This window comes from Gillisia sp. Hel_I_86 (genome assembly GCF_007827275.1).
GTDB lineage: Bacteria > Bacteroidota > Bacteroidia > Flavobacteriales > Flavobacteriaceae > Gillisia.
Window position 1 is genome coordinate 2,008,045 of record NZ_VISE01000001.1, and the last position, 23,574, is coordinate 2,031,618.

A 23,574-nucleotide genomic window follows, 5' to 3' on the forward strand; every position below is an offset into this window, starting at 1 on the left:
AAATATGATATGGCTTTTAGGCTATTAATAAACTATATAGGTAGGGCTATATATTACAATTGTTAGACCTTATAATATTGAAACGGTTTAAAATCAATGTTGAAATAAATAAAAAAACCGGCTTTTTGCCGGTTTTTTTATTTACATGAAAATAGGAGGAGATTATAACTTAGGATTGTCATCATCATAATCCACATCTTTCATTTTTTCATTTTTCATCTTCATCCCCTTATTTTTCATTTTTCCCTTTTCGCCGTTCATTTTCATTTTCATTTCTTCATTATGCATGGTTTCCCATTTGGTGTACTGATTATCATCAAGAATTTCTCTTACATCTTCTTTGAAATCATCTTGAATTTTCATCATTTGCTCGTGCATTTCAGCTCTTTCTTTGGACATGTCTTCAGCATCTTCACTTGCCATTTCTTCTTTGTACTCGGCTTTCATGTCTTTCATGCTTTCCCATCTCTTTTGCTGGGCTTTTCTAAGATCTTCTTTTTGTTCGGCATTTAGGCTCAATTTTGTTGCCATCTTATCAGAATACATACTGGCATCTTCCTCATGGGACATCATTTTCACTTGCTTCATTTCTTTGTGGATCTTGGGAGCCATTTTATCTCCTTCATGCATTTTCATTTCTGCATTATGCATAGCCTCCCATTTTGTATATTGGCTATCATCCAGGATATCTCTTAAATCTTCCTTGAAATCATCTTGAATTTTCGCCATTTCATCTTTATGTTTGGCTTTCATTTCATTCATGCTTTCCCATCTCTTTTGCTGGGCTTTTCTAAGATCTTCTTTTTGTTCGGCATTTAGGCTCAATTTTGTTGCCATCTTATCAGAATACATACTGGCATCTTCCTCATGGGACATCATTTTCACTTGCTTCATTTCTTTCTGCTCCATATGATCTTTATCCATATGTTCTTTTTCTACTTGTGCATAAGTTGCAAAGGAGAACATAGCCATCAATAACAATAGACTTATTTTTTTCATAATATTAATTTTTGTTTAGTGCTTAAGTAATTTATTAAGTATTTAAAAATAAGCAAACTAGTGTTTTTGTAGATCATTTTTAACATAAAAAACGATCACTTTAACAATGATCGTTTTAATTCTTAAAATTTTAAAGCAACTAACTTTTTGCAATAGGATTTAAAATAAGATCGATCCTTTTTAACGCATCTTGCAAATGATATCTGGTAAGTTTATCATTGGACCTATTCATTGCGTTTCTAATATTACCTTGAAGTGTCACTAATTCCCCTCTTACAATAGGCCTAATATCACTGTTGGCAACATCTATGGTGCTTCGTTTTACCCAACTTCTAAAGCGTGCAGGAATTTCACTTTGTTTCTCTGTCATTAGGTATTCCATACGTTCTAAATAAGCCCTTTGAAGGTTTCTCCTGTAAAGATCTATAGACCGACCTCTATTCAGTTCACTCCAAACTCCTGTCCTTAGGTCGGTCATCATATTTAAAAGAGAGTATGCTTCACTTCCATTTATTTCTGAATTCTCCATTAACCTGGCCATTCGTCCAAAGTCGAGAAGATTGTTCATACTTCTTTCTTGGAAGCTTCTCACACGTTCTAAATTACCATCAAACTCAATTTTATTGAAGATGTTCTGGTCTATCAACCATTCTGGAGTGGTGAACAATTCTTTTTGAAGAAAACTCATAGCTTCCTTTTGACGATCGGCAGCAACATGGGTATAAACCGGCCCTTCTTGGTCGTAGGTTTTATAATATTGATACACCCCACCAATATTGGCAGTTACATGCCCCATATATCTATTGTACTGGCTAAGGACCTGTCCATAAAGATCATCAAGATCTTCATAGTCTTTTCCATCTTCTGCGGTCCATTCTATAAGATTTGGTACGATACGCTTAAGATTTGCAATTCCGTACTGGCTGGCAAGAATGGCATCATCTCCAAGATCTTCGGTTTGGGAACTAGGATCTATTACTCCGCTTTGTTGACTTCCGAAGCGATACATAGGATCATCTTGATGCTTTAAGATCCAGGAATCCAATGTTTGCTTTTCTTCAGTAGCAGATTTATCTAGGATAGGCTTATAGCCCCATGCAATTGCATATTTATCGTAAGTGCCAATTTCCGGCATTAGCGCAACATCTCCATCCCCTGGTTGCGCCACATAATTGAAACGTGCATAATCCATAATGGAAGGAGCTGTCCCATATTTTTTAGTGAATTCTGGATCTCTCAGTTTTTCTACAGGATAAGCTACACTGCTTCCCATGTTATGTGGTAACCCCAAAGTATGGCCAACTTCGTGTGAAGAAACGAAACGAATTAATCTTCCCATTACTTCATCCTTGAACTGTACCCCACGCGCATCTTCATTTATGGCAGCGGTTTGCACAAAGAACCAGTTTCTAAGTAAGGTCATTACATTATGGTACCAGTTAATATCAGATTCCAAGATCTCTCCAGATCTTGGGTCGCTCACATGAGGTCCATTCGCATTGGGAATTGGGGAAGCGAGATATCTAACTACAGAATAACGTGCATCCTCCGGACTCCAATCTGGGTCTTCTTCTTTTGTAGGAGCATCCTTGGCTATAATGGCATTTTTGAAACCCGCAGCTTCAAAAGCCACTTGCCAATCTTCGATTCCTTCTTTAATATAGGGCACCCATTGCTTTGGGGTTGCCCTATCTATATAATAAACAATTTGTTTTTTAGGCTCTACGAGTTCGCCCTTCCTGAATTTTTCAAGATCCTCATCTTTTACTTCCAGTCTCCATCTATCCAGATATTTGATGGTTTTACTTTTTTGAACATCCAAACCATAATCTACCTGACCTCTTGCAAACCACCCAACCCTTTGGTCGAAATAGCGACGCTTCATAGGTTCTTTGGGAAGCAAGATCATGGAATTGCTGAATTCCAAGGAAATAGATCCGGTACTTTCATTAGAAGGTGGGTTCGCCGCATTATATGTTTTTACGTGTCGCACCTCAATATTTTCAGGAAAACTCTTAATGGTATCTATGTAAGATCTTGCATCGTCCAACCTGGAAACCTTGTATTCTTTTCTATCCCTATCTGGTAGTCCCAACGCCATCACATCTTTGGTATAAAGGTCTGTTACATCTATCACATAATTTCTGCTCAAAGAATCTTTATTAAATGCCTTAATGGCGAAAGATTGAAGAATGGGCTCAAAGTTGGAATTCGCCACGGCTTCATGAACAGGAAGTGAATCTGCAGCAAAAACCTCATGGGAAACTACTCTTAAAAGGATCTGATTGTTCTTTCGTTCCCATTTGTGAACTTGGGTATCTTGTTTTCCACCACCAAACCCAATTCCGTTGGCGGTTTTTGCAATTCTTGTTACCGTGAGCATTTCACGGTTTAATAGACTGTCGGGAATTTCATAGAAATAAGCTTCGTCCACTTTATGGACTGTAAATAATCCTTTGTCAGATTTGGCATCTTTGGTAATTACCTTATCGTAAGGTTTAATTCCGTCTTTGTCTTTGGATTCCGATTTTGCTGCTGTTTGTTCGGAAGCCTTTTTTTCTTTAGGTTGAAAAACGGCACATCCGGAAACAGAGAGGGACAAGGCTATTAATAATAGCTTGTGGGATAACTGTTTGGTCATGAAAAATGTTTTTGTTGAATAATTGTTTGAATATAAGAAGCAGTATCCATTCGCCGAAATATAAAACGAAAAAAGACTGCCTCTTGGTAGCCTTTAGACTTAAATTGTTTGAAAAGGTTTAATGTGATGGAGAAGAGTAAAAATATCTTCTTAAAATTTATTTGTATATCCGCTAATATGCCTAAAAGGCGTAATTGAACTAAAAAGGTCACGTCCAGCGCAGTCGAGACGTCTTTGTTTAACCCTTCGACTCCTCTCAGGGAGACAAAATCTATTTTTAGGTGTTTAAATAGATCAGCATAAAATTCATATAAAATGTTAAGTTATAATAAAATTTTATGGTTTTAGACAGTTAAGCCTTATTTTTAAGTTGAATTAATAAAATCTTTAAAATTATGGATAAAATTGTAAGCTTAGTAGTAGAAAAAACGGGGATTTCAGAATCGCAAGCACAGACCGCAGTCATTACTGTAGCAAACTTTTTAAAAGATAAAATGCCCGCAGGCATGGCTGGTCAGGTTGATGCATATTTAAAAGATGAAGGCGGTGCCGGCGAAGGCTTTGGCGATGTCGCAGGAAAACTTGGTGGAATGTTTGGTAAGAAATAAGTATTTTAATCTAAAAATTCCCCGATGGCCCTGCCTCCTTTCCAGTTCACCTCTGGTGAGGTAAAATATAATCCCAAGCTTTCGGAACGGTTTTTAGCCCTTTCGGCTAAAATGAACCTGGCAAAATACCCCTACGCCCGCCCGCGCCTTTCAGATGGGGCTTGCCTCGGGGTTACTCGGTTTCCAGAAATTTTTTATTTATTTCCGAAGAAACCTTAAAAACTTATAGATATATCCGTTTTGGGATGCTGAAACGAGTTCAGCATGACGGTAATTTTGCATCCTCATCATGTCCCGAAGGACATGGATCGTTTCAGGATCCTATTTAACTCAAATAAATAAAAAGACTTATTGATTGAACCACTTTTCTACTTCTTCCAATTGAAGCGCAGCAACAGGTAATTTATTCTTTTTTCTTAAGCCATTCAATTTTTGATGCACCTGTGTTGCCTTGTTTTCTTTGAGCTTGGCAACACTTAAAAATTCATGCATCACAACATCCACCCACTCCTGGGGCACTCCAATTTTAAGGAAATCTTCGGGTTTTGGAACTGCAGCTTTCTTTTCTGGTTTCATTTGAGGAAAGAAAAGCACTTCCTGTATAGATTGGTTGTTGGTGAGGTACATAATTAACCTATCCATTCCAATTCCCAATCCAGAAGTTGGCGGCATTCCATATTCCAAGGCTCTCAAAAAGTCATTGTCTATAAACATCGCTTCATCATCCCCTTTTTCAGAAAGTTTTAATTGCTCTTCGAACCTGGCGCGTTGCTCGATAGGATCGTTTAACTCTGAATACGCATTTGCAATCTCTTTTCCGCAGACCATCAATTCAAAACGTTCGGTTAATTCTGGATTATCCCTATGTTCCTTGCAAAGCGGACTCATTTCCTTTGGGTAATCTGTGATAAAAGTCGGTTGAATAAACTGGCCTTCACATTTTTCACCAAAGATCTCATCGATAAGTTTCCCTTTTCCCATGGTTTCATCTACGTCCACACCCATTCCCCTGGCAGCTTCGAAAAGTTCTTTTTCAGACTTCCCTGTGATATCGAATCCAGTAAAATCCTTAATAGCATCGGTCATGGTAACCCTTTTATAGGGAGTTTTAAAGCTTACCGAGTGCTTACCAAAGGTGGCATCGGTAGTTCCATTCACTTCCATCGCACAATGTTCCAACAAATTTTCAGTGAATTCCATCATCCAATTATAATCTTTGTATGCCACATAGATCTCCATGGCCGTAAACTCTGGATTATGTGTTCTGTCCATTCCTTCATTTCTGAAGTTTTTGGAAAACTCATACACTCCATCAAATCCACCAACGATCAGTCTTTTAAGATATAATTCGTTCGCAATTCTCATATAAAGGGGCATATCCAATGCATTGTGGTGCGTCATAAAAGGCCTTGCTGCAGCTCCTCCCGGAATTGGCTGTAGGATTGGGGTTTCTACTTCAAAATAACCTGCATCATTAAAGAAAGTACGCATGGCATTAAAAAGTTTGGTTCTCTTCACAAAAACCTCTTTCACTTTGGGGTTCACCACAAGATCTGCATAACGCTGTCTATAACGTTGTTCTGGATCGTTAAACTGATCAAAAATATGACCTTCTTTATCTGTTTTAGGAAGTGGGAGTGGGCGCAATGCCTTACTAAGGAGAGAGAATTCCTTTACCATGATGGTTTTTTCCCCTACTTGTGTAGTGAAAAGCTCTCCATGGATCCCTATAAAATCACCTATATCCAGTAATTTTTTATAAACGTCGTTGTATTTGCTTTTATCTTCACCTGGGCAAATTTCGTCCCTATTGAAATATACTTGGATCTTTCCAGCTGAATCCTGAATCTCTGCGAAAGATGCTTTTCCTTGAATTCTTCTAGACATAAGTCTTCCCGCAACTACTACCTTCTTGCCTTCTTCAAACTTGGATTTGATCTTGGCAGTTGTATGGTCCACCGGGAATAAATCTGCCGGATAAGGATTGATGCCTAATTTTCTAAGGGAAGCTAATTTTTCCCTTCTTACAATTTCTTGTTCAGATAGCTGCATGTTGTTTAATTTGTGTCTTATCTTCAGGGATAAGAAGTTGCAAATATAACTACATTCACTTAACTAGTCAATTTCAATTTAACAGGATTTAGAAAGATTGAATTGTGGGGTTTTTCAGCAAATATTAATTGGTATCTTTGTGGCTTTAAGAAATAAAAGTAGAATTAATGAGTGTTTGGAGGGTTATTTTATCGGTATTATTTCCACCATTGGCAGTATACGACAAAGGTTGCGGTTCAATATTAATTGTGCTGATTCTTACTTTGCTGGGTTGGATCCCCGGAGTGATTGCAGCCCTAATTATCCTAAACAACAGGAAATAATGAACAAAGCAATTGAAGTTCAGGATCTTGGTTTAAAAGATTATAAAGAAACTTGGGAATATCAGGAGCAATTGTTCAAATCTATTGTAGATCTAAAAATCAGGAATAGGCGGGAATCCCTTGATCTAGAGACACCCAATTATTTGCTTGTTGTTGAGCATCCTCATGTATATACATTGGGGAAAAGTGGGGATTTAGAGAACCTTTTACTTTCTGAAGCCCAACTCGCAGAAAAGAATGCAAAATATTATAAAATAAATAGAGGAGGGGACATCACTTATCATGGCCCGGGACAACTGGTGGGCTACCCTATTCTAGATCTCGATAATTTCTTTACCGATATCCATAAATACCTTAGGTTTTTAGAGGAAGTGATCATATTAACTTTAAAGGAGTACGGATTAAAACCAGATAGAAGCCCGGGTGAAACAGGAGTGTGGTTGGATGTTGGGACACCATTTGCCAGAAAGATATGTGCGATGGGGGTTCGCGCCAGTCGTTGGGTGACCATGCATGGTTTTGCATTGAATGTAAATGCAGATCTGGGGTATTTCGATCATATTATTCCCTGCGGAATTAGAGGAAAAGCAGTGACTTCCCTTAATGTGGAATTAGGTATACGTGAAGTAAGTATAGCAGAAGTGGAGCAAAAACTTTTGAAGCATTTTTCTGCTATTTTTGAAGCAGAACTAACTTCTAAAAATTAAAACTCGTAACTAATAATTTCATTGCTCTCCCCTAATACAAGCATAAAGGATTTACTTCTTGTTTTAGAATTTGTGATACCAATCAATGAATTTCCATAGACTGGAAAATTGGGAGCCAGTTCCCCTTTTTCGTTAAAGAGGTACACTTTGTTGGCTTGAGTATCTGCAAGGGAGATGTGGTTTTTCCCTGAAACACTAAATATTTTAGGACTTGAATACAGCCCAAAATCCAGTGGGATTTCTTTGCTGTTTATCGTTAAAATGTTTTCTGAAAGCAACACCAAAGTGTTTTCATTAGCGGCAATTTGCAGGTTTCCATCAGTAGTATATTGTTTAGCGCTTATTTTTCCATTTTGATGGACCCTGATCAATTTTTCATCTTCAGAAACCGAGACAAACTCATTCTTGTTTTCATACCAGTCATTTTCTGAAAATTGAAACTTCTCCTTCACCGGGATTCTTTCCTTTCCTTGTCTGCTCAAAATGTTGAGTTTTCCACTCCTCTCAGGAAATACGATATAGTCTTTGTTTTTAATCCGAATGTGTTTTGGGGATGTAAGGATTTCTGAAGAAGCTTTATTGAAATCGAATCCTTTTACAGCTTTTCCTTTGAAATCGTACATTAAAACCTCATTTTTTTGGACGATCACAAAGCGGAAATTCCTGTTGTTGTCGTAATCAAAAATAGCTACTGGCTGAGTGATTTGATCCTTAAATCCCAATGGGAACGGTTTCACCTCTTTCCCATTTCTATCCAAAACATGGAATTTGTTTAAAGTTGTGAATGCCAGTTGAAGATTTCCATTTTTGAATAGATCCACTTGAGTGATCTTGCCTATTATCTTGGTTGGAAGTTTCTTCTTCCAAAGGACTTTGCCATCTAAATCTAGAAGCGAAAGCACATTGCCTTCATCTTGAACAGCTATTTCCAACTCTTTTGTATGGTGGTTTTTGAGAATAAAAGTTTTCCCAGAAACCTTGATAGGAAGGGTAGTTGTTATTAATTCCTTATTGTCTTCAGATTTAATATCACTATCGTCCAAGACAATGCCGTGAATATGTGCAAAACCATCGTTGCTCACAAATTGGGTGGCAGCAAGGGTATAATTCTTGCCAAGTTTGCCAAATGGACTAATTTTGTTAAGTAATAAGGACTTTTCTATTTGCGCTTTGGAAAGTTGAGGTCTTGTAACTATTAGTAAAGAGGAAGCCTCAGCCAGGTTTTCCTGAATTTTTTCAAAAGTGGCATTTTTGTCTAGGGTTAGGTTATTTTGAAAACTACTGATAATACGCTTTAGGGTTTCTTGTTTTTCAGAATAAACAAGGAAATCTTCTAAAAGCATATAATACTTGGGAGAACCTGCCGTGATCAAGGGTTTAAAAGATCTTACATAATCGATTTCTGAAGTGGAGTAGATGGGTATGCCACGAAATTCTGTTTTTAGTTCATCTTTTACCGGGAAGTCATCCATCGCCAATTTAGGGTCAACAAGTGTAAGGGCAATTGCAGTCGCATCTCCCATTAAAATAACACCCGCTTCTTTTGTATAGCTTAAAATTGTGTTTTTGACCACTTTTGAGCTATCGCTTCTGTAATCCTGTAAATTTTTTGAAAGTGTGCTGAAATCATTATAAGTAAAAGAGTAAAATCCGTTAGCCGAAGTCGGGGTTATTTTAGCTAGTTCATTCTTTTGATGCCGGACACCTTGAAAAATACCCAATAATTGATTTGACTGGTTTTTTGTGATAGCGATGCCATTAAAGCTAAATGTATGGTTGTTAATCTCTAAGTCTACAACGCTCCAATCTGCAATCAAATGATTAGAAGCTTTATGATGGATGAAAAGTGAAGATTTTCCGATAGATCGGGCAGCAATCGCTTTTTTAAAGTTTTCTGATTTATTTATTTCTGACTGCTCCCTATTTGCTGTTTCTTCGAGGAGTTTCAAAGAGTTGCTGGCAATTAAAACTTCGTTGCTTTTAGTGCTGTAAAAGGTAGACTTTCCAATAACTGTTTTTTTGTAGCTGAAGTCTTTGGCTGTAATTGTTTCAACAGAGAAATCAGCAGAAGAACTATTTATTAAACTATCATTTTTAGCTTTGCTTAAATAAACATAATTGTAGTATAAACTGTCTTTTTTGATAAAATACAATAGGGAATTGGTAGGGGTGAAAAGTGAAGTGGACTCCTTAACTCCCTGTAAATCGAAATTTTTAAAAATATCCGAATTATTTAAAACGGTATTTCTGTCTATTTCATTTAAAAAGCTGGAGATATTTTCAGAATCAATAATATATGAGCTTTTTTCAGGAACAAGATCGTACAAGTTGCTAGTTTCGTTTTTGGATGTATCACATGAAAACAAGGTGAAGACCGGTAAAAGTGCCAGTATATGTCTAATCATACAAAATCAATTTTCACAAAAGTACTAAGTTATAGATCTAATTTTAACTGATCGGGAAGTAATTTGAAACTTAATCGGTGATACTTAGTGATCCCATATTTTTTAATTGCCGCTCGATGTTCTTTGGTTGGATAGCCTTTATTCTGTTTCCAGTTGTACATTGGGAATTCCTGGTGAATCAAATTCATGAATTCATCCCGGTAGGTCTTCGCCAAAATAGATGCAGCCGCAATATTCAAATATTTTCCATCTCCTTTAATTATGCACAAATGTGGAATATCCAAATAGGGCTTGAACCGATTTCCATCCACTAAAATATGTTCGGGAGTGATCTTTAGCTGTTCTATTGCCTTGTGCATTCCAAGGATAGAAGCATTTAAAATATTCATTTTATCGATCTCTTTATTAAAGATATGTGCAACTCCAAAAGAAATTGCTTCTTCTTCTATAATTTTTTTTAAAATTTTTCTGTTGCTGAATTTAACAATTTTGGAATCATTTAAAAGGTCATTTTTAAATTGCGAAGAAAGGACGACACTTGCAGCAGTCACTGGGCCTGCAAGACATCCCCTCCCTGCTTCATCGGTGCCACATTCTAATACATTTTCCTTATAAGAGTTCAATAGCATGTTGCAAATCTCACATTTTTTTTGAGACCTCGCGCAACCTTATTGCAAATTTTGCATCTACGAAGTAGCGTAGTGTTAATATTTTAACACATCAAGACTTTTAATTTATATTGTTTTACCCAATATTTATTAGGATTTTTGGCGCAGGCTAATTCAAATTAACAAAATAATGGAAAAAAAATTAAATGGAATTCTAACACTATTCTTAGTGTTTATGGTGCAATTAACCTTTGCACAGGACAAAACCGTTACTGGAACGGTAACCGATGATACAGGTTTGCCGCTACCGGGGGTAAACATTATTGTAAAAGGAACCAATTCTGGAACCCAAACAGATTTTGATGGAAATTATAGTATTTCCGCACAAGCTCAAAATACGTTGGTTTTTAGTTTTATTGGTTTTACAAAACAAGAAGTAGTAGTGGGAACACAAACTACAATTAACGTTACTTTAGAAACAGATGCAGCTCAATTAGATGAAGTTGTTGTAACTGCTTTGGGTATTGAAAGATCTGAGAAATCACTTGGTTATGGTGTTTCTACAGTAAAATCTGAAGAATTGAACGAAGTTAGGGAAACTAACGTTTTAAACGCGCTTCAAGGTAAAACTTCTGGAGTTAACATTCAAAACCAGAGTGGTAACGTAGGGGGTTCTACTAGAATTACAATTAGAGGTATCTCCTCTTTGGATGGAGATGTACAGCCTTTATTTGTTGTAGATGGAGTGCCAATTTCTAACGCCAACATCGCAACTGGTTCTAGAATTACCGGAGGATTTGACTTTGGAAACAGGGCTCAGGATATCAACCCAGATGACATTGCTAGTGTAACTATATTAAAAGGTGCCTCTGCAGCCGCATTATATGGTTCTCGTGCCGCTGGTGGGGTTATCATTATCACAACAAAAAGAGGGAAAGCAGGAAGAGCGGCTTTTCAGGCAAGTACGTCATTTAGATTCGATGAGCCTTTAATATTGCCAGATTTTCAGAATGAATATGTATTTGGAAACCAAGGAGAAGTAGATACAGATACTCCAATTAGAACTAATCCTGGCTTTCCAGGTTGGGGGCCAAGTATTACTACCTTAGCAGGACAAACGTATACCAACGTAGCTGGAGAGGTTGTTCCTTTTGAAATTTTCCCAGGCAATGTGAGAAATTTTTATGGTACTGGAGCTACCAGTATTAATTCCTTTAATGTTTCTGGAGCTTCAGAAGATGGAACAGACGATTATAGATTGAGTCTTTCCTATACAGATCAGGAAGGGATTATTCCAAACTCTAGTTTAAACAGAACCAATCTTGGTATGAATGCAGGTTCTACTTTGACTGAGAAACTTAAATCTCGAATCAATGTAAACTATGTAAGAACCAATACTGTTGGAACTGCGGCTGCAGGAGCAAACGATCCCAACGTTTTAACAAACATCATTAATGGATTGCCAAGAACAACAGATTTCAGGTTGTTTGAACCAGAAATAGATGAATTTGGAAATCAACTTAATGCGCCAGGATTGCAGACCAACAACCCACTTTTCATAGCGCGTCAAAATGCTGCTGAAACAAATGTAGAACGTTTCTTTGGGAATGTACAATTGGAATTTTTACCTGTAGAGAATTTAAGCATTGTTGGTAGAGCTGGGTATGATTCTTATCTCGATCGTCGATTTACAAAAAACAGGATTGGTACTTTAGGAAGACTGCAAGGAAGGTTTACCGATGATTTTATTCAAAGCAGACAGTTAACTTTAGATTTAATCGCCACGTATGATTGGTTGCTAAATGAAGATTTTAATATCACTATAATTGGGGGGACTCAATGGAACCAAAGGGTTGTAGATAGAATTGGAAATAGTGCGACTAATTTGGTAGTACCAGAATTGTATGATCCGGGCAATGCAGAAAACAATTCTCCTTTCAAAGCTTTTAGCGATAGAAGGATTCATGGTGTTTTTGGGGATATCACCTTAGATTATAAAGGATGGGCTTTTCTTAACGCTACAGGAAGAAACGATTGGTCTTCTACATTGCCTGCGAATAACAGAAGTTTCTTTTACCCATCAGTTTCCGCAAGTGTAATTTTAACGGATGCTTTTAATATTCAAAGTGATCTTTTAAGTTATTTAAAAGTAAGAGGAAGTTGGGCAAATGTTGGGGGAGATACAGATCCTTACCGATTGGACTTTACATTTAATCCTTTAACCGGGTTTTTTGGACAATATGGTTTAGGAGGTAACTATCCTTTCAACGGTAATCTCGCTTTTAGTTCAGATGCAGTTATTGCAAATCAAGATCTTAAACCCGAGAATCAAGAAAATTATGAATTCGGTATAGAATTTGGATTTTTCAAAAATAGGTTGACGATTGATGCTACTTATTATGAAAACTTTACTTCAGATCAAATATTGCAATTACCAACGCCTCAATCCTCAGGGTTTAGTGGTTTCCTTACAAACATTGGTCAAGTAAGCAATAAAGGTTTTGAAGTGGAATTGGGAGCAAAAGTTATAAGAAGCGAGGATTTTTCTTGGGATTTAAATTATAATTTTACAGCAAACAGGTTTAATGTAGATGATTTAGGAGACATACCAGCATTAAATTTAGCAACTGGTTTTAATGGAATTGCGGTGCGAGCAGTAGAAGGTGAGAGCTTGCAATTATTTGGACCTAGATTTAGAAGAGTTACTGGTGATGATGGAGAACCAATTGAAGATCAAATTCTTGTAGGAGCTAATGGTTTGAGACAAGTGGGACAATCTGATAATTTAGGGGATATTTTCCCAGATTTTATAATGGGTCTTACTTCAACATTTAAGTATAAGGCATTCGCATTAACTACTACTTTTGATTATAGAGAAGGTGGTAAAATGTTTTCTAATACTGTTGGACAGTTAAGAAGAGACGGTCTTGCAGCGGAAACTGCAGTAAACGGTAGAGCAGATATTGTAGACAGCGAAGCATTTATTTTAAATGAAGCTGGAGATGCAGTTCCTAATACGGTTGCAGTTTCTCCTCAAAGTTATTGGCAATCTTTTGCTAATGCAAGTATTGTTGAAGGAAATGTGTTTGATGCTACTTTCATAAAATGGAGAGAGTTAAGTTTAACTTATACTTTCCCTAGAGAAGTAATTGAGAATACCTTTATTAAAGGTGCCCGTATTGGAGTTCAAGGTAGAAATCTAGCAATCTTTAATTCGGACGTTCCACATGTAGATCCAGAATCTTCATTAGGAGGTGCTGCTAGCAACTTGCAAGGAATAGAAAGAGGGGGTGTGCCTTCAACCAGAAGTTTTGGTATGAATCTTAATATAAATTTTTAAACACTTAAAATGAAAAAATATAATTTTAACAAATTCGGAATTTTTCTACTAAGCGTTTTCATGATGGGAACGGTTGGTTGTACAGATGACCTGAATATAAACTCAGATCCGTTAGCTGCTTTAGAAGTGGATCCTAGTTTATTGTTCCCAACCATAATGGTGTCTGTGTCACAAAACAGGACTATAGAATTGGGGCCTCAAACAGAGTTTTGGTCCCAACAATGGACAAGTGGTGGATCTGCTGGGGTATTTAGAAATCCGGAGATTTATATCACCAGTCCAAACTCTACCAACAACTTGTTTGTAGGTCAATATTCTACTGCTTTGAGAAATCTTCAGCAAATTAGGGTGTTAACACTTAGGAATAATCCTGAAGCAGATAACATAATAGGGCAAGCCAAGGTTTTTGAATCCTTTGTATTTTTAAACCTTACCCTCTTTTATGGGGATATTCCTTTTAGTGAGGCAACTCAAGTTGTGGAGTTTCCAAATCCTAATTTCGATATGCAGGAACAAGTTCTTCGTGGCATAGTGGATAGATTGGATGAAGGTATAGATTTATTGAGTACAGAAACTGATATTATTACCAATGGAGATCTTCTTTATAATGGTGATAGACAAGCTTGGATACGCTTTGCAAACACACTAAAATTAAAAACTTTAATGTTAATTGCAAACAAAGATCCTTCTGTAGCTCCACAAATTCAAGCGGTAGCTAATTCATCGTTCATTATGGAAAATTCTCAAAATGCTTATTTCCCTTATAGTGAGGAAGTAGGTAATGAAAATCCTCTTTGGAGACTTATAAATAATTTTTCAGGTGGAGAGAATGCATTTTTATTTTCTGGAAGCACCCTTGTAGATATCATGAATAATAATGATGATCCTCGTAGAGCTACTTATTTTGACGAAGTTGAGGATGGTGGATATGTTGGACAAGATCAAGGTGTTTTTAGTTCTGCTGGAATTTCTCCTGTGAGTTTAAATATTTTAAGACCAGATCTTGAGGATAGATACGCTACTGCTTCAGAAAGCTATTATTTACTTGCCGAGGCAGCTATAAAAGGATTTATTTCCGGGGATGCTCAGGAATTTTATACCCAAGGTTTAATGGCTTCTTTAGATTCTTACGATGGTCAGCCAGGAGAAATTGCTCAAGCAGATAAAGATGCTTATTTAGCTAGTTCTCGCGGTAGTCTAGATGGATTAACAAATGATAAAGCTATTCAGCAGATAAGTGAGGAGCAATATGTTGCTTTATTTACTCGTGGTCTAGAGGCTTGGACGCATTGGAAAAGGACAAAAACTCCTGATTTTATGCTTCCTGTAGATGCTGTAGTTGGAGATATAATTAGAAGAATTCAAATTCCTCTTAGTGAGATTTCTTCCAACCCTAATGCGCCGGATGTTGTACCAATTACAACTCCAATGTGGTTTGAAAACTAGAAGTAAATTTTATTTATATTTAAAAGGGCTGTCATTATTGACAGCCCTTTTTTTTGTTAGTTATAGATACCCTCTAGATACCTTCCTTTAATTGTGATAAAAGTTTACTTTATTATTTTACATTTGTACCATTCTATATAGTAGTATGAAACATTTATCCTTTTTATTACTTACCTTTTTATTCCCAATTAGCCTCTTTGCCCAGGAACCTACATTTAGAAGTAAAAGTAAAGTACAGGTAACTCCAAAAGACTCCCTCCAAAAACCCCCTATTTCAGCCTACAAGATATTTTCAATTTCAGGAGATTCCACTTATGTAGATACTACGCTTTCCATACAGAAGGATTACAAGTTCAATTACCTTAGAAAAGATAATTTCGAATTAGTGCCTTTTAATAATGTTGGGCAAACCTATAACAAGCTTGCTTATAATTTTAGTGACAGAGGTCTAATCCCGGAGTTGGGAGCTAGGGCTAGACATTATAATTTTATGGAAGTAGAGGAGATTTATTATTATGAAGTTCCTACCCCTCTTACCGAACTCTATTTTAAAACTGTCCCGGAGCAAGGGCAAACCTTGGATGCTTTTTTCACCATTAATACTTCCGAAAGGTTGAATTTTTCAATAGCCTATAAAGGATTGCGATCGCTGGGGAAGTATCAGAATGTATTAACGAGTACAGGAAATTTTAGGGCAACGCTTAACTACGCAACACTTAATAAGAGGTATAGGCTTAAATCTCATTTTGTGTCACAAGATCTCCTGAATCAAGAAAATGGCGGGTTAACAGATCAAGCTTTAGCACAATATATTGGTAAAGAACCCGAATTTGATGATAGATCTATACTAGAGGTTAAATTTGAAAATGCCGAAAACGTGCTTTTTGGAAAACGATTCTTTCTGGCTCATGAATTCGATCTTGCAAACGGAAATAATAATAGGATTACCATAAATCATAAGCTAGACTTTAGTGATAAGAAGTATATTTTTAAACAAGATGCGCCTACTGATTCTATAGGGCCGTCCTTTAAAACGGCTAATCTTAGCGATAGAGTGAAGCTTAGGAATATAGACAATGTTGTGGGTATCACCTTTGCTAATACGACGCTCGGGGAGCTAAAAGTAAAGGTGGGGATGACGTACTATAATTATGGTTACAATTCTGTTTTTATTTTAGAAGACCAAACCATTACCAATAGGCTCAAAGGAGAGAATTACGCTGCCGGAGCCGAGTATTTTAAAAACTTTGGGTCATTAAGAATGTATGGGGATTTTATGGTAAATGTAGCAGGTGATTTTACAGGCCATAATTTCTTGGCGGGAGCAGATTATCACATAAATAAGAACAATCGAGTAAAGGCAGAGCTCCAGAGTAATGAAAGTGCTCCAAATTTTAATTTTTTACTCTACCAGAGCGATTATCTTAATTATAATTGGCAAAACGATTTCAAAAACACCAATACCCAAAGCTTATCTTTAAAATTAGAGTCAACTAATTTGGCAAATGTAGATGCGAGCTTTACCCGAATTACCGACTACGCATATTTTTCTGCAAGCGAAGACGGCTTTACAAAACCATATCAGGAGAGTGGAGAAGTCAGCTATTTTAAGCTGAAGGCAAGCAAAGAGTTTCAGTATGGCAAGTTTGCTTTGGATAATACCCTTATGTATCAACAAGTGCTTAACGGAGATGGGGTTTTAAATGTGCCAGCCTTCACCACGCGCAATACACTATATTATAAAGACCATTGGTTCAAGCGTGCCCTTTATTTGCAGACAGGATTCACCTTAAAATATTTTACCGGCTATCAAATGGATGGCTACGATCCCGTTCTTGCAGAATTCTATATTCAAAACCAACAAGATTTTGGAGCTTTCCCGGTGGTAGATTTCTTTTTTAATGCAAAAGTGAAGCAAACAAGGATCTTTTTTAAGCTGGAACATCTCAACTCATTAATAGAAGGGAATAATAATTTCGCAGCTCCAGCGTATCCGTATCGTGATTTCTTGGTGAGGTTTGGCCTAGTTTGGGATTTCTTCCTATAATTTTCTCAAGTTTTTTTTGGGCGTTCCCCCTCGCTTTGCTCGGGGGCCGGGCTTTACGCTTGTAGTCCCAATTCCACGATGTTCCATTGGGAGCTACCGCTCCAATCCCTAACGCGGGCATCATTGATGCCTTTTATTACAAAAGCACACATAGATTAATAAAAAATAATCCTTTGTTAACTCCCGAGCGTTCAAAGGCTTACCGTGGGATGAAATTTATTTTAAAAAATAGTTGAACAAAAGCTTGTGGTTAAGAAAAAAGAGGGTGTATATTTGCACCCGCTAAGCGATCAACGAGTAGTTGGTTTGGGAGGCAAAGTTCTTTGGTTGACGTGGGTTTAGAGCGGTTTTGGCGGTTAAAATTCAACTAAAAAAACTTCAAAATAAGTTTGCGGGATAGAAATTAAAGTTGGTATATTTGCAGCCGCGTTTAGCGCTACAAAAAGTTCCTTGATCAGTGATACTATGATGTAAGATTTGAGGATAAATTTTATCAAAAAGTTTAACCAAAAAAAACTTGAAAAAAGTTTTGGTCGGTAAAGAAAAAGCATTGTATATTTGCAGCCGCTTTGAGCGGGATCAAAAGTTCACGAGAAGTTATTGAAGAGAAATCCCGGGGCAGGGTTTAAAAGAAAGAGGTTCGACTCCTTTTGTTTCGACAAGAAGTTCCTGTAATCCTTCCCTTTGGGAAGATGCCCGCAAGGGCAGATGGGAGAAATGTTCATTGATATATTGAATTGACAGCGCGTTTCAATGTTGTCCGCAAGGACGGCAGAAGAAACCAAAAGAAAAGAATTAAGACTAGAAGAATATTTTGAGTGATTGGTTTCTCTTCGGAGAAGCTAATGAAACAGGCCTTGTAATTGTTGCAACATTTAAAAATCAACGATGAAGAGTTTGATCCTGGCTCAGGATGAACGCTAGCGGCAGGCTTAACACATGCAAGTCGAGGGGCAGCGGTCCCGCTTTCGGGCGGGAGCCGGCGACCGGCGCACGGGTGCGTAACGCGTATACAATCTACCTTGTAGAGGGGAATAGCCCAGAGAAATTTGGATTAATGCCCCATGGTATTATAGGACAGCATTGTTTTATAATTAAACATTTATGGCTACAAGATGAGTATGCGTTCTATTAGTTAGTAGGTAAGGTAACGGCTTACCTAGACTTCGATAGATAGGGGTCCTGAGAGGGAGATCCCCCACACTGGTACTGAGACACGGACCAGACTCCTACGGGAGGCAGCAGTGAGGAATATTGGACAATGGGCGGGAGCCTGATCCAGCCATGCCGCGTGCAGGAAGACGGCCCTATGGGTTGTAAACTGCTTTTATAGAGGAAGAAACACTCCCACGTGTGGGAGCTTGACGGTACTCTACGAATAAGGATCGGCTAACTCCGTGCCAGCAGCCGCGGTAATACGGAGGATCCAAGCGTTATCCGGAATCATTGGGTTTAAAGGGTCCGTAGGCGGGACGATCAGTCAGCGGTGAAAGTCTGTGGCTCAACCATAGAATTGCCATTGATACTGTTGTTCTTGAATACTTATGAAGTGGTTGGAATATGTAGTGTAGCGGTGAAATGCATAGATATTACATAGAACACCGATTGCGAAGGCAGATCACTAATAAGTCATTGACGCTGATGGACGAAAGCGTGGGTAGCGAACAGGATTAGATACCCTGGTAGTCTACGCCGTAAACGATGGTTACTAGCTGTTCGGGAGCAATCCTGAGTGGCTAAGCGAAAGTGATAAGTAACCCACCTGGGGAGTACGTTCGCAAGAATGAAACTCAAAGGAATTGACGGGGGCCCGCACAAGCGGTGGAGCATGTGGTTTAATTCGATGATACGCGAGGAACCTTACCAGGGCTTAAATGTAGATTGACAGGGGTGGAAACACCTTTTCCTTCGGGCAATTTACAAGGTGCTGCATGGTTGTCGTCAGCTCGTGCCGTGAGGTGTCAGGTTAAGTCCTATAACGAGCGCAACCCCTGTTGTTAGTTGCCAGCGAGTCAAGTCGGGAACTCTAACAAGACTGCCGGTGCAAACCGTGAGGAAGGTGGGGATGACGTCAAATCATCACGGCCCTTACGTCCTGGGCCACACACGTGCTACAATGGTAGGGACAGAGAGCAGCCACTTCGCGAGAAGGAGCGAATCTACAAACCCTATCACAGTTCGGATCGGAGTCTGCAACTCGACTCCGTGAAGCTGGAATCGCTAGTAATCGCATATCAGCCATGATGCGGTGAATACGTTCCCGGGCCTTGTACACACCGCCCGTCAAGCCATGGAAGCTGGGGGTACCTGAAGTCGGTCACCGCAAGGAGCCGCCTAGGGTAAAACTGGTAACTGGGGCTAAGTCGTAACAAGGTAGCCGTACCGGAAGGTGCGGCTGGAACACCTCCTTTCTAGAGATTTTGCCGTTTTAAAAGGCAAGACGCAATTACATCAAAAAGGTTCTCAAGAGGTCCTTTTGGTCTTGATTCCTGTCAATTTAATTATATTATAATAGTAAAAAGTGAAATGTGAAGAGTGAATGGTATTACTTGAAACTTGTCATTTTAAACTTGAAACTGTTAAAGATGCAGTCTCATAGCTCAGCTGGTTAGAGCGCTACACTGATAATGTAGAGGTCGGCAGTTCGAGTCTGCCTGAGACTACTTTTTAATTCTGAATTCGGAGTTTTGAATTCAAAATTGAACATGTTCATTACAATACTGGGAAATTTTAGAAGTTGAGAATTCTAATCATTTTAAATTCTGAATTCAAGATTTTGAATTTCTTTAAAATGGGGGATTAGCTCAGCTGGCTAGAGCGCTACGCTTGCACCGTAGAGGTCAACGGTTCGACTCCGTTATTCTCCACAAGGCAATGCCTTGGGATATATTATGTATCACAAGGGTGTTGCAGGCAAAACGCCTACTGATAATTATTTATCAGTGGCGATTCGCCACACGTTCATTGACATATTGGGAAATAAAGAATACGAGAACATTAGGTACTTGCAAGGAATTGCAAGTGCAAAAGAACAATTATAATAAAAGTGTTGTTTTTGCATATCGGCAAAAACAAGATTTGAGCAAATTAGGTAAAAGCACATAAGCTAAATAAGGGCGTATGGGGAATGCCTAGGCTCTCAGAGGCGAAGAAGGACGCGATAAGCTGCGAAAAGCTGCGGGGATTGGCACATACAAATTGATCCGCAGGTATCCGAATGGGGCAACCCACTATATTGAAGATATAGTATTCCGTAAGGAAGGCGAACCCGGGGAACTGAAACATCTAAGTACCCGGAGGAGAAGAAAACAAAAGTGATTGCGCAAGTAGCGGCGAGCGAACGCGCATTAGCCCAAACCACGCGCGTTACGGCGCGCGTGGGGTTGTAGGACCACGTTGTTGGTTGTGAACAGAATTAGAACACCTTGGAAAGGGTGGCCAAAGAAGGTGATAGCCCGGTATAGGTAATGAACATGAACCATAGTGGTATCCTGAGTAGTGCGGGGCACGTGAAACCCTGTATGAATTTGGCGGGACCATCCGCTAAGGCTAAATACTCCTGAGAGACCGATAGTGAACCAGTACCGTGAGGGAAAGGTGAAAAGAACCGTGAATAACGGAGTGAAATAGATCCTGAAACCATACGCTTACAAGCGGTCGGAGCCCTTAGGGGTGACGGCGTGCCTTTTGCATAATGAGCCTACGAGTTACCGTTGCCAGCAAGGTTAAGCCTTTAAGAGGTGGAGCCGTAGCGAAAGCGAGTCTTAATAGGGCTAGTATAGTTGGTAGTGGTAGACGCGAAACCGTGTGATCTACCCTTGGGCAGGTTGAAGCTGTGGTAACACATAGTGGAGGACCGAACCCGTTGACGTTGAAAAGTCTTGGGATGACCTGAGGGTAGGGGTGAAAGGCCAATCAAACTCGGAAATAGCTCGTACTCCCCGAAATGCATTTAGGTGCAGCGTTGATTTAAAGTTTTATAGAGGTAGAGCTACTGATTGGATGCGGGGGCTTCACCGCCTACCAATTCCTGACAAACTCCGAATGCTATAAAATGTTGGTCAGCAGTGAGGGCATGGGTGCTAAGGTCCATGTCCGAGAGGGAAAGAACCCAGACCATCAGCTAAGGTCCCCAAATGTATATTAAGTTGAAATAACGCGGTTGGACTGCCCAGACAGCTAGGATGTTGGCTTGGAAGCAGCCATTCATTTAAAGAGTGCGTAACAGCTCACTAGTCGAGCGGTCCGGCATGGATAATAATCGGGCATAAATATACTACCGAAGCTATGGATTTATACCCTAGGGGTATAAGTGGTAGGGGAGCATTGTAACAAAGTTGAAGGTGTGCCGTGAGGCATGCTGGATTGGTTACAAAAGAAAATGTAGGCATAAGTAACGATAATGCGGGCGAGAAACCCGCACACCGAAAGACTAAGGTTTCCTCAGCTATGCTAATCAGCTGAGGGTTAGTCGGGACCTAACGCGACCCCGAAAGGGTTAGTGGATGGACAACAGGTCAACATTCCTGTACCTGCCCCACGTTGAACGTGACGGAGGCGAAAAGTTGGTGCGTACTGACGGAATAGTACGTTGAAGGAAGTGGCAACACTCCGATAGTACACAAAAGCTTCGGCCGGCGTGACAATCCAGCAAATCGACTTCCAAGAAAAGCAAGTGGTGGCAGCCCGTACCGTAAACCGACACAGGTAGTTGGGATGAGAATTCTAAGGTGCTCGAGAGATTCATGGCTAAGGAACTAGGCAAAATCGACCCGTAACTTCGGGAGAAGGGTCGCCCCCGCCTTGCGGGGGCCGCAGTGAAGAGGTCCAGGCGACTGTTTATCAAAAACACAGGGCTCTGCTAAATCGAAAGATGATGTATAGGGCCTGACACCTGCCCGGTGCTGGAAGGTTAAGAGGAGATGTTAGTGCTTGCACGACGCATTGAATTGAAGCCCCAGTAAACGGCGGCCGTAACTATAACGGTCCTAAGGTAGCGAAATTCCTTGTCGGGTAAGTTCCGACCTGCACGAATGGTGCAACGATCTGGACACTGTCTCAGCCATGAGCTCGGTGAAATTGTAGTATCGGTGAAGATGCCGATTACCCGCTGTGGGACGAAAAGACCCCGTGCACCTTTACTATAGCTTAGTATTGACTTTGGACAAGTGATGTGTAGGATAGGTGGGAGACGTTGAAGCTGCATCGCCAGGTGTGGTGGAGTCATTGTTGAAATACCACCCTTTACTTGTTTGAAGCCTAACCCCGTTTTGCGGGGGACAATGCTTGGTGGGTAGTTTGACTGGGGTGGTCGCCTCCAAAAGAGTAACGGAGGCTTCTAAAGGTTCCCTCAGCACGCTTGGTAACCGTGCGCAGAGTGCAATGGCATAAGGGAGCTTGACTGAGAGACATACAGGTCGATCAGGTACGAAAGTAGGGCATAGTGATCCGGTGGTTCCGCATGGAAGGGCCATCGCTCAAAGGATAAAAGGTACGCCGGGGATAACAGGCTGATCTCCCCCAAGAGCTCACATCGACGGGGGGGTTTGGCACCTCGATGTCGGCTCGTCACATCCTGGGGCTGGAGAAGGTCCCAAGGGTTGGGCTGTTCGCCCATTAAAGTGGCACGCGAGCTGGGTTCAGAACGTCGTGAGACAGTTCGGTCTCTATCTACAGTGGGCGTTAGAAATTTGAGTGGATCTGACTCTAGTACGAGAGGACCGAGTTGGACGAACCTCTGGTGCACCAGTTGTTCCGCCAGGAGCATTGCTGGGTAGCTACGTTCGGAAGGGATAAGCGCTGAAAGCATATAAGCGCGAAACCCACCACAAGATGAGATTTCTTTAAAGGACCGTGGAAGACCACCACGTTGATAGGCCATAGGTGTAAAGGCAGCAATGTCATAGCCGAGTGGTACTAATAATCCGTAAAGCTTAGTGCGGTCCTCCCCCTACATCCCCCGAGGGGGACCATAAAGGGGAGGGCGAAAAACCTATCCAATTTGCCATTGATCGTTCGAACTGGTATTCTTCTATTGTTTGTTTCCCATATGTTGATCTTATTATCACGCCTTGGCGTGAAGTGAATTGTGAAGCGTGAAGCGTGAACAGGTTTTTTCTGATCACCCCTTGCCCCTCACTGATCACTTATAATTTAAGGTGGCTATGGCAACGGGGCTCACCTCTTCCCATTCCGAACAGAGAAGTTAAGCCCGTTAGCGCAGATGGTACTGCATTTTTGTGGGAGAGTATGTCGCCGCCTTTTTTTTGAAAGCCCCTTCATCACCCGATGGAGGGGTTTTTTGTTTGCATCAATTACTAAAAACTCCTTCATCTAGATGTGAGGGTTTTTTTGTGTCTGAAAGTTTGGAAATTTTAGGTCACTTTTCAGCATTCATA

At 39.7% G+C, this 23,574-nt stretch carries 11 protein-coding genes, 2 tRNA genes and 3 rRNA genes; 11 read left to right on the top strand and 5 right to left on the bottom strand.

The features are described 5' to 3' along the window. Nucleotides 1-162 precede the first annotated feature (162 nt). Together JM83_RS09005 and JM83_RS09010 are read right to left on the bottom strand one after the other, a co-directional pair. Nucleotides 163-999 (bottom strand): hypothetical protein, encoded by an 837-nt coding sequence (locus JM83_RS09005; RefSeq protein ID WP_144961394.1) that lies wholly within the window; start codon nucleotides 997-999, stop codon nucleotides 163-165. A 139-nt stretch (nucleotides 1,000-1,138) separates the two neighbouring features. Next, nucleotides 1,139-3,640, bottom strand: coding sequence for a zinc-dependent metalloprotease (locus tag JM83_RS09010; RefSeq protein ID WP_144961396.1), 2,502 nt, complete (start codon nucleotides 3,638-3,640; stop codon nucleotides 1,139-1,141). 395 nt (nucleotides 3,641-4,035) lie between these two features. On the opposite strand from JM83_RS09010, the gene JM83_RS09015 reads away from it, so the two are divergent. Then, nucleotides 4,036-4,248 (top strand): DUF2267 domain-containing protein, encoded by a 213-nt coding sequence (locus tag JM83_RS09015; protein WP_144961399.1) that lies wholly within the window; start codon nucleotides 4,036-4,038, stop codon nucleotides 4,246-4,248. 348 nt (nucleotides 4,249-4,596) lie between these two features. Here JM83_RS09015 and lysS read toward each other — a convergent pair whose 3' ends face one another. Further along, nucleotides 4,597-6,300 carry a lysine--tRNA ligase gene (gene lysS / locus JM83_RS09020; protein ID WP_144961401.1) on the bottom strand — a complete coding sequence of 568 codons (1,704 nt, stop codon included), beginning with the start codon at nucleotides 6,298-6,300 and terminating at the stop codon, nucleotides 4,597-4,599. Between the two features lie 167 nt (nucleotides 6,301-6,467). Here lysS and JM83_RS09025 point away from each other — a divergent pair, with 167 nt between their 5' ends. Together JM83_RS09025 and lipB are read left to right on the top strand one after the other, a co-directional pair. Next, the gene (locus JM83_RS09025; RefSeq protein WP_121343894.1) at nucleotides 6,468-6,623 is read left to right on the top strand and encodes a YqaE/Pmp3 family membrane protein; all 156 of its coding nucleotides are present in this window, start codon (nucleotides 6,468-6,470) and stop codon (nucleotides 6,621-6,623) included. Next, nucleotides 6,623-7,330 carry a lipoyl(octanoyl) transferase LipB gene (gene lipB, locus JM83_RS09030; RefSeq protein ID WP_144961403.1) on the top strand — a complete coding sequence of 236 codons (708 nt, stop codon included), beginning with the start codon at nucleotides 6,623-6,625 and terminating at the stop codon, nucleotides 7,328-7,330. The genes JM83_RS09025 and lipB overlap by 1 nt, the downstream gene beginning before the upstream one ends. Here the strand turns inward: lipB and JM83_RS09035 are convergent. After that, nucleotides 7,327-9,735 carry a hypothetical protein gene (locus JM83_RS09035; protein ID WP_144961404.1) on the bottom strand — a complete coding sequence of 803 codons (2,409 nt, stop codon included), beginning with the start codon at nucleotides 9,733-9,735 and terminating at the stop codon, nucleotides 7,327-7,329. The two genes, lipB and JM83_RS09035, sit on opposite strands and share 4 nt — an antisense overlap. A 29-nt stretch (nucleotides 9,736-9,764) precedes the next feature. Beyond that, on the bottom strand, nucleotides 9,765-10,364 hold the full coding sequence (locus JM83_RS09040; protein ID WP_144961405.1) for a ribonuclease HII: 600 nt from the start codon (nucleotides 10,362-10,364) through the stop codon (nucleotides 9,765-9,767). Between the two features lie 169 nt (nucleotides 10,365-10,533). On the opposite strand from JM83_RS09040, the gene JM83_RS09045 reads away from it, so the two are divergent. The 8 genes from JM83_RS09045 (at nucleotide 10,534) to rrf (ending at nucleotide 23,440) form a co-directional block, all read left to right on the top strand. Then, nucleotides 10,534-13,683, top strand: a complete 3,150-nt coding sequence (locus JM83_RS09045; protein ID WP_144961407.1) for a SusC/RagA family TonB-linked outer membrane protein — start codon at nucleotides 10,534-10,536, stop codon at nucleotides 13,681-13,683. 9 nt (nucleotides 13,684-13,692) lie between these two features. Further along, nucleotides 13,693-15,129: a SusD/RagB family nutrient-binding outer membrane lipoprotein gene (locus tag JM83_RS09050; protein ID WP_144961409.1), complete on the top strand. Its 1,437-nt coding sequence runs from the start codon at nucleotides 13,693-13,695 to the stop codon at nucleotides 15,127-15,129. Between the two features lie 145 nt (nucleotides 15,130-15,274). Continuing rightward, a complete protein-coding gene (locus JM83_RS09055) occupies nucleotides 15,275-17,176 on the top strand; it encodes a putative porin (RefSeq protein ID WP_144961411.1) in 1,902 nt (633 codons plus the stop codon). Between the two features lie 885 nt (nucleotides 17,177-18,061). Beyond that, nucleotides 18,062-19,587, top strand: a 16S ribosomal RNA gene (locus JM83_RS09060). Between the two features lie 178 nt (nucleotides 19,588-19,765). Then, nucleotides 19,766-19,839, top strand: a tRNA-Ile gene (locus JM83_RS09065). Between the two features lie 130 nt (nucleotides 19,840-19,969). Next, nucleotides 19,970-20,043, top strand: a tRNA-Ala gene (locus JM83_RS09070). 231 nt (nucleotides 20,044-20,274) lie between these two features. Next, nucleotides 20,275-23,117: ribosomal RNA gene (locus JM83_RS09075) — 23S ribosomal RNA — on the top strand. A 213-nt stretch (nucleotides 23,118-23,330) separates the two neighbouring features. Continuing rightward, nucleotides 23,331-23,440: ribosomal RNA gene (rrf, locus tag JM83_RS09080) — 5S ribosomal RNA — on the top strand. The 16S, 23S and 5S rRNA genes sit together here with 2 tRNA genes alongside, the layout of an rRNA operon. The last annotated feature ends 134 nt before the right edge of the window (nucleotides 23,441-23,574 follow it).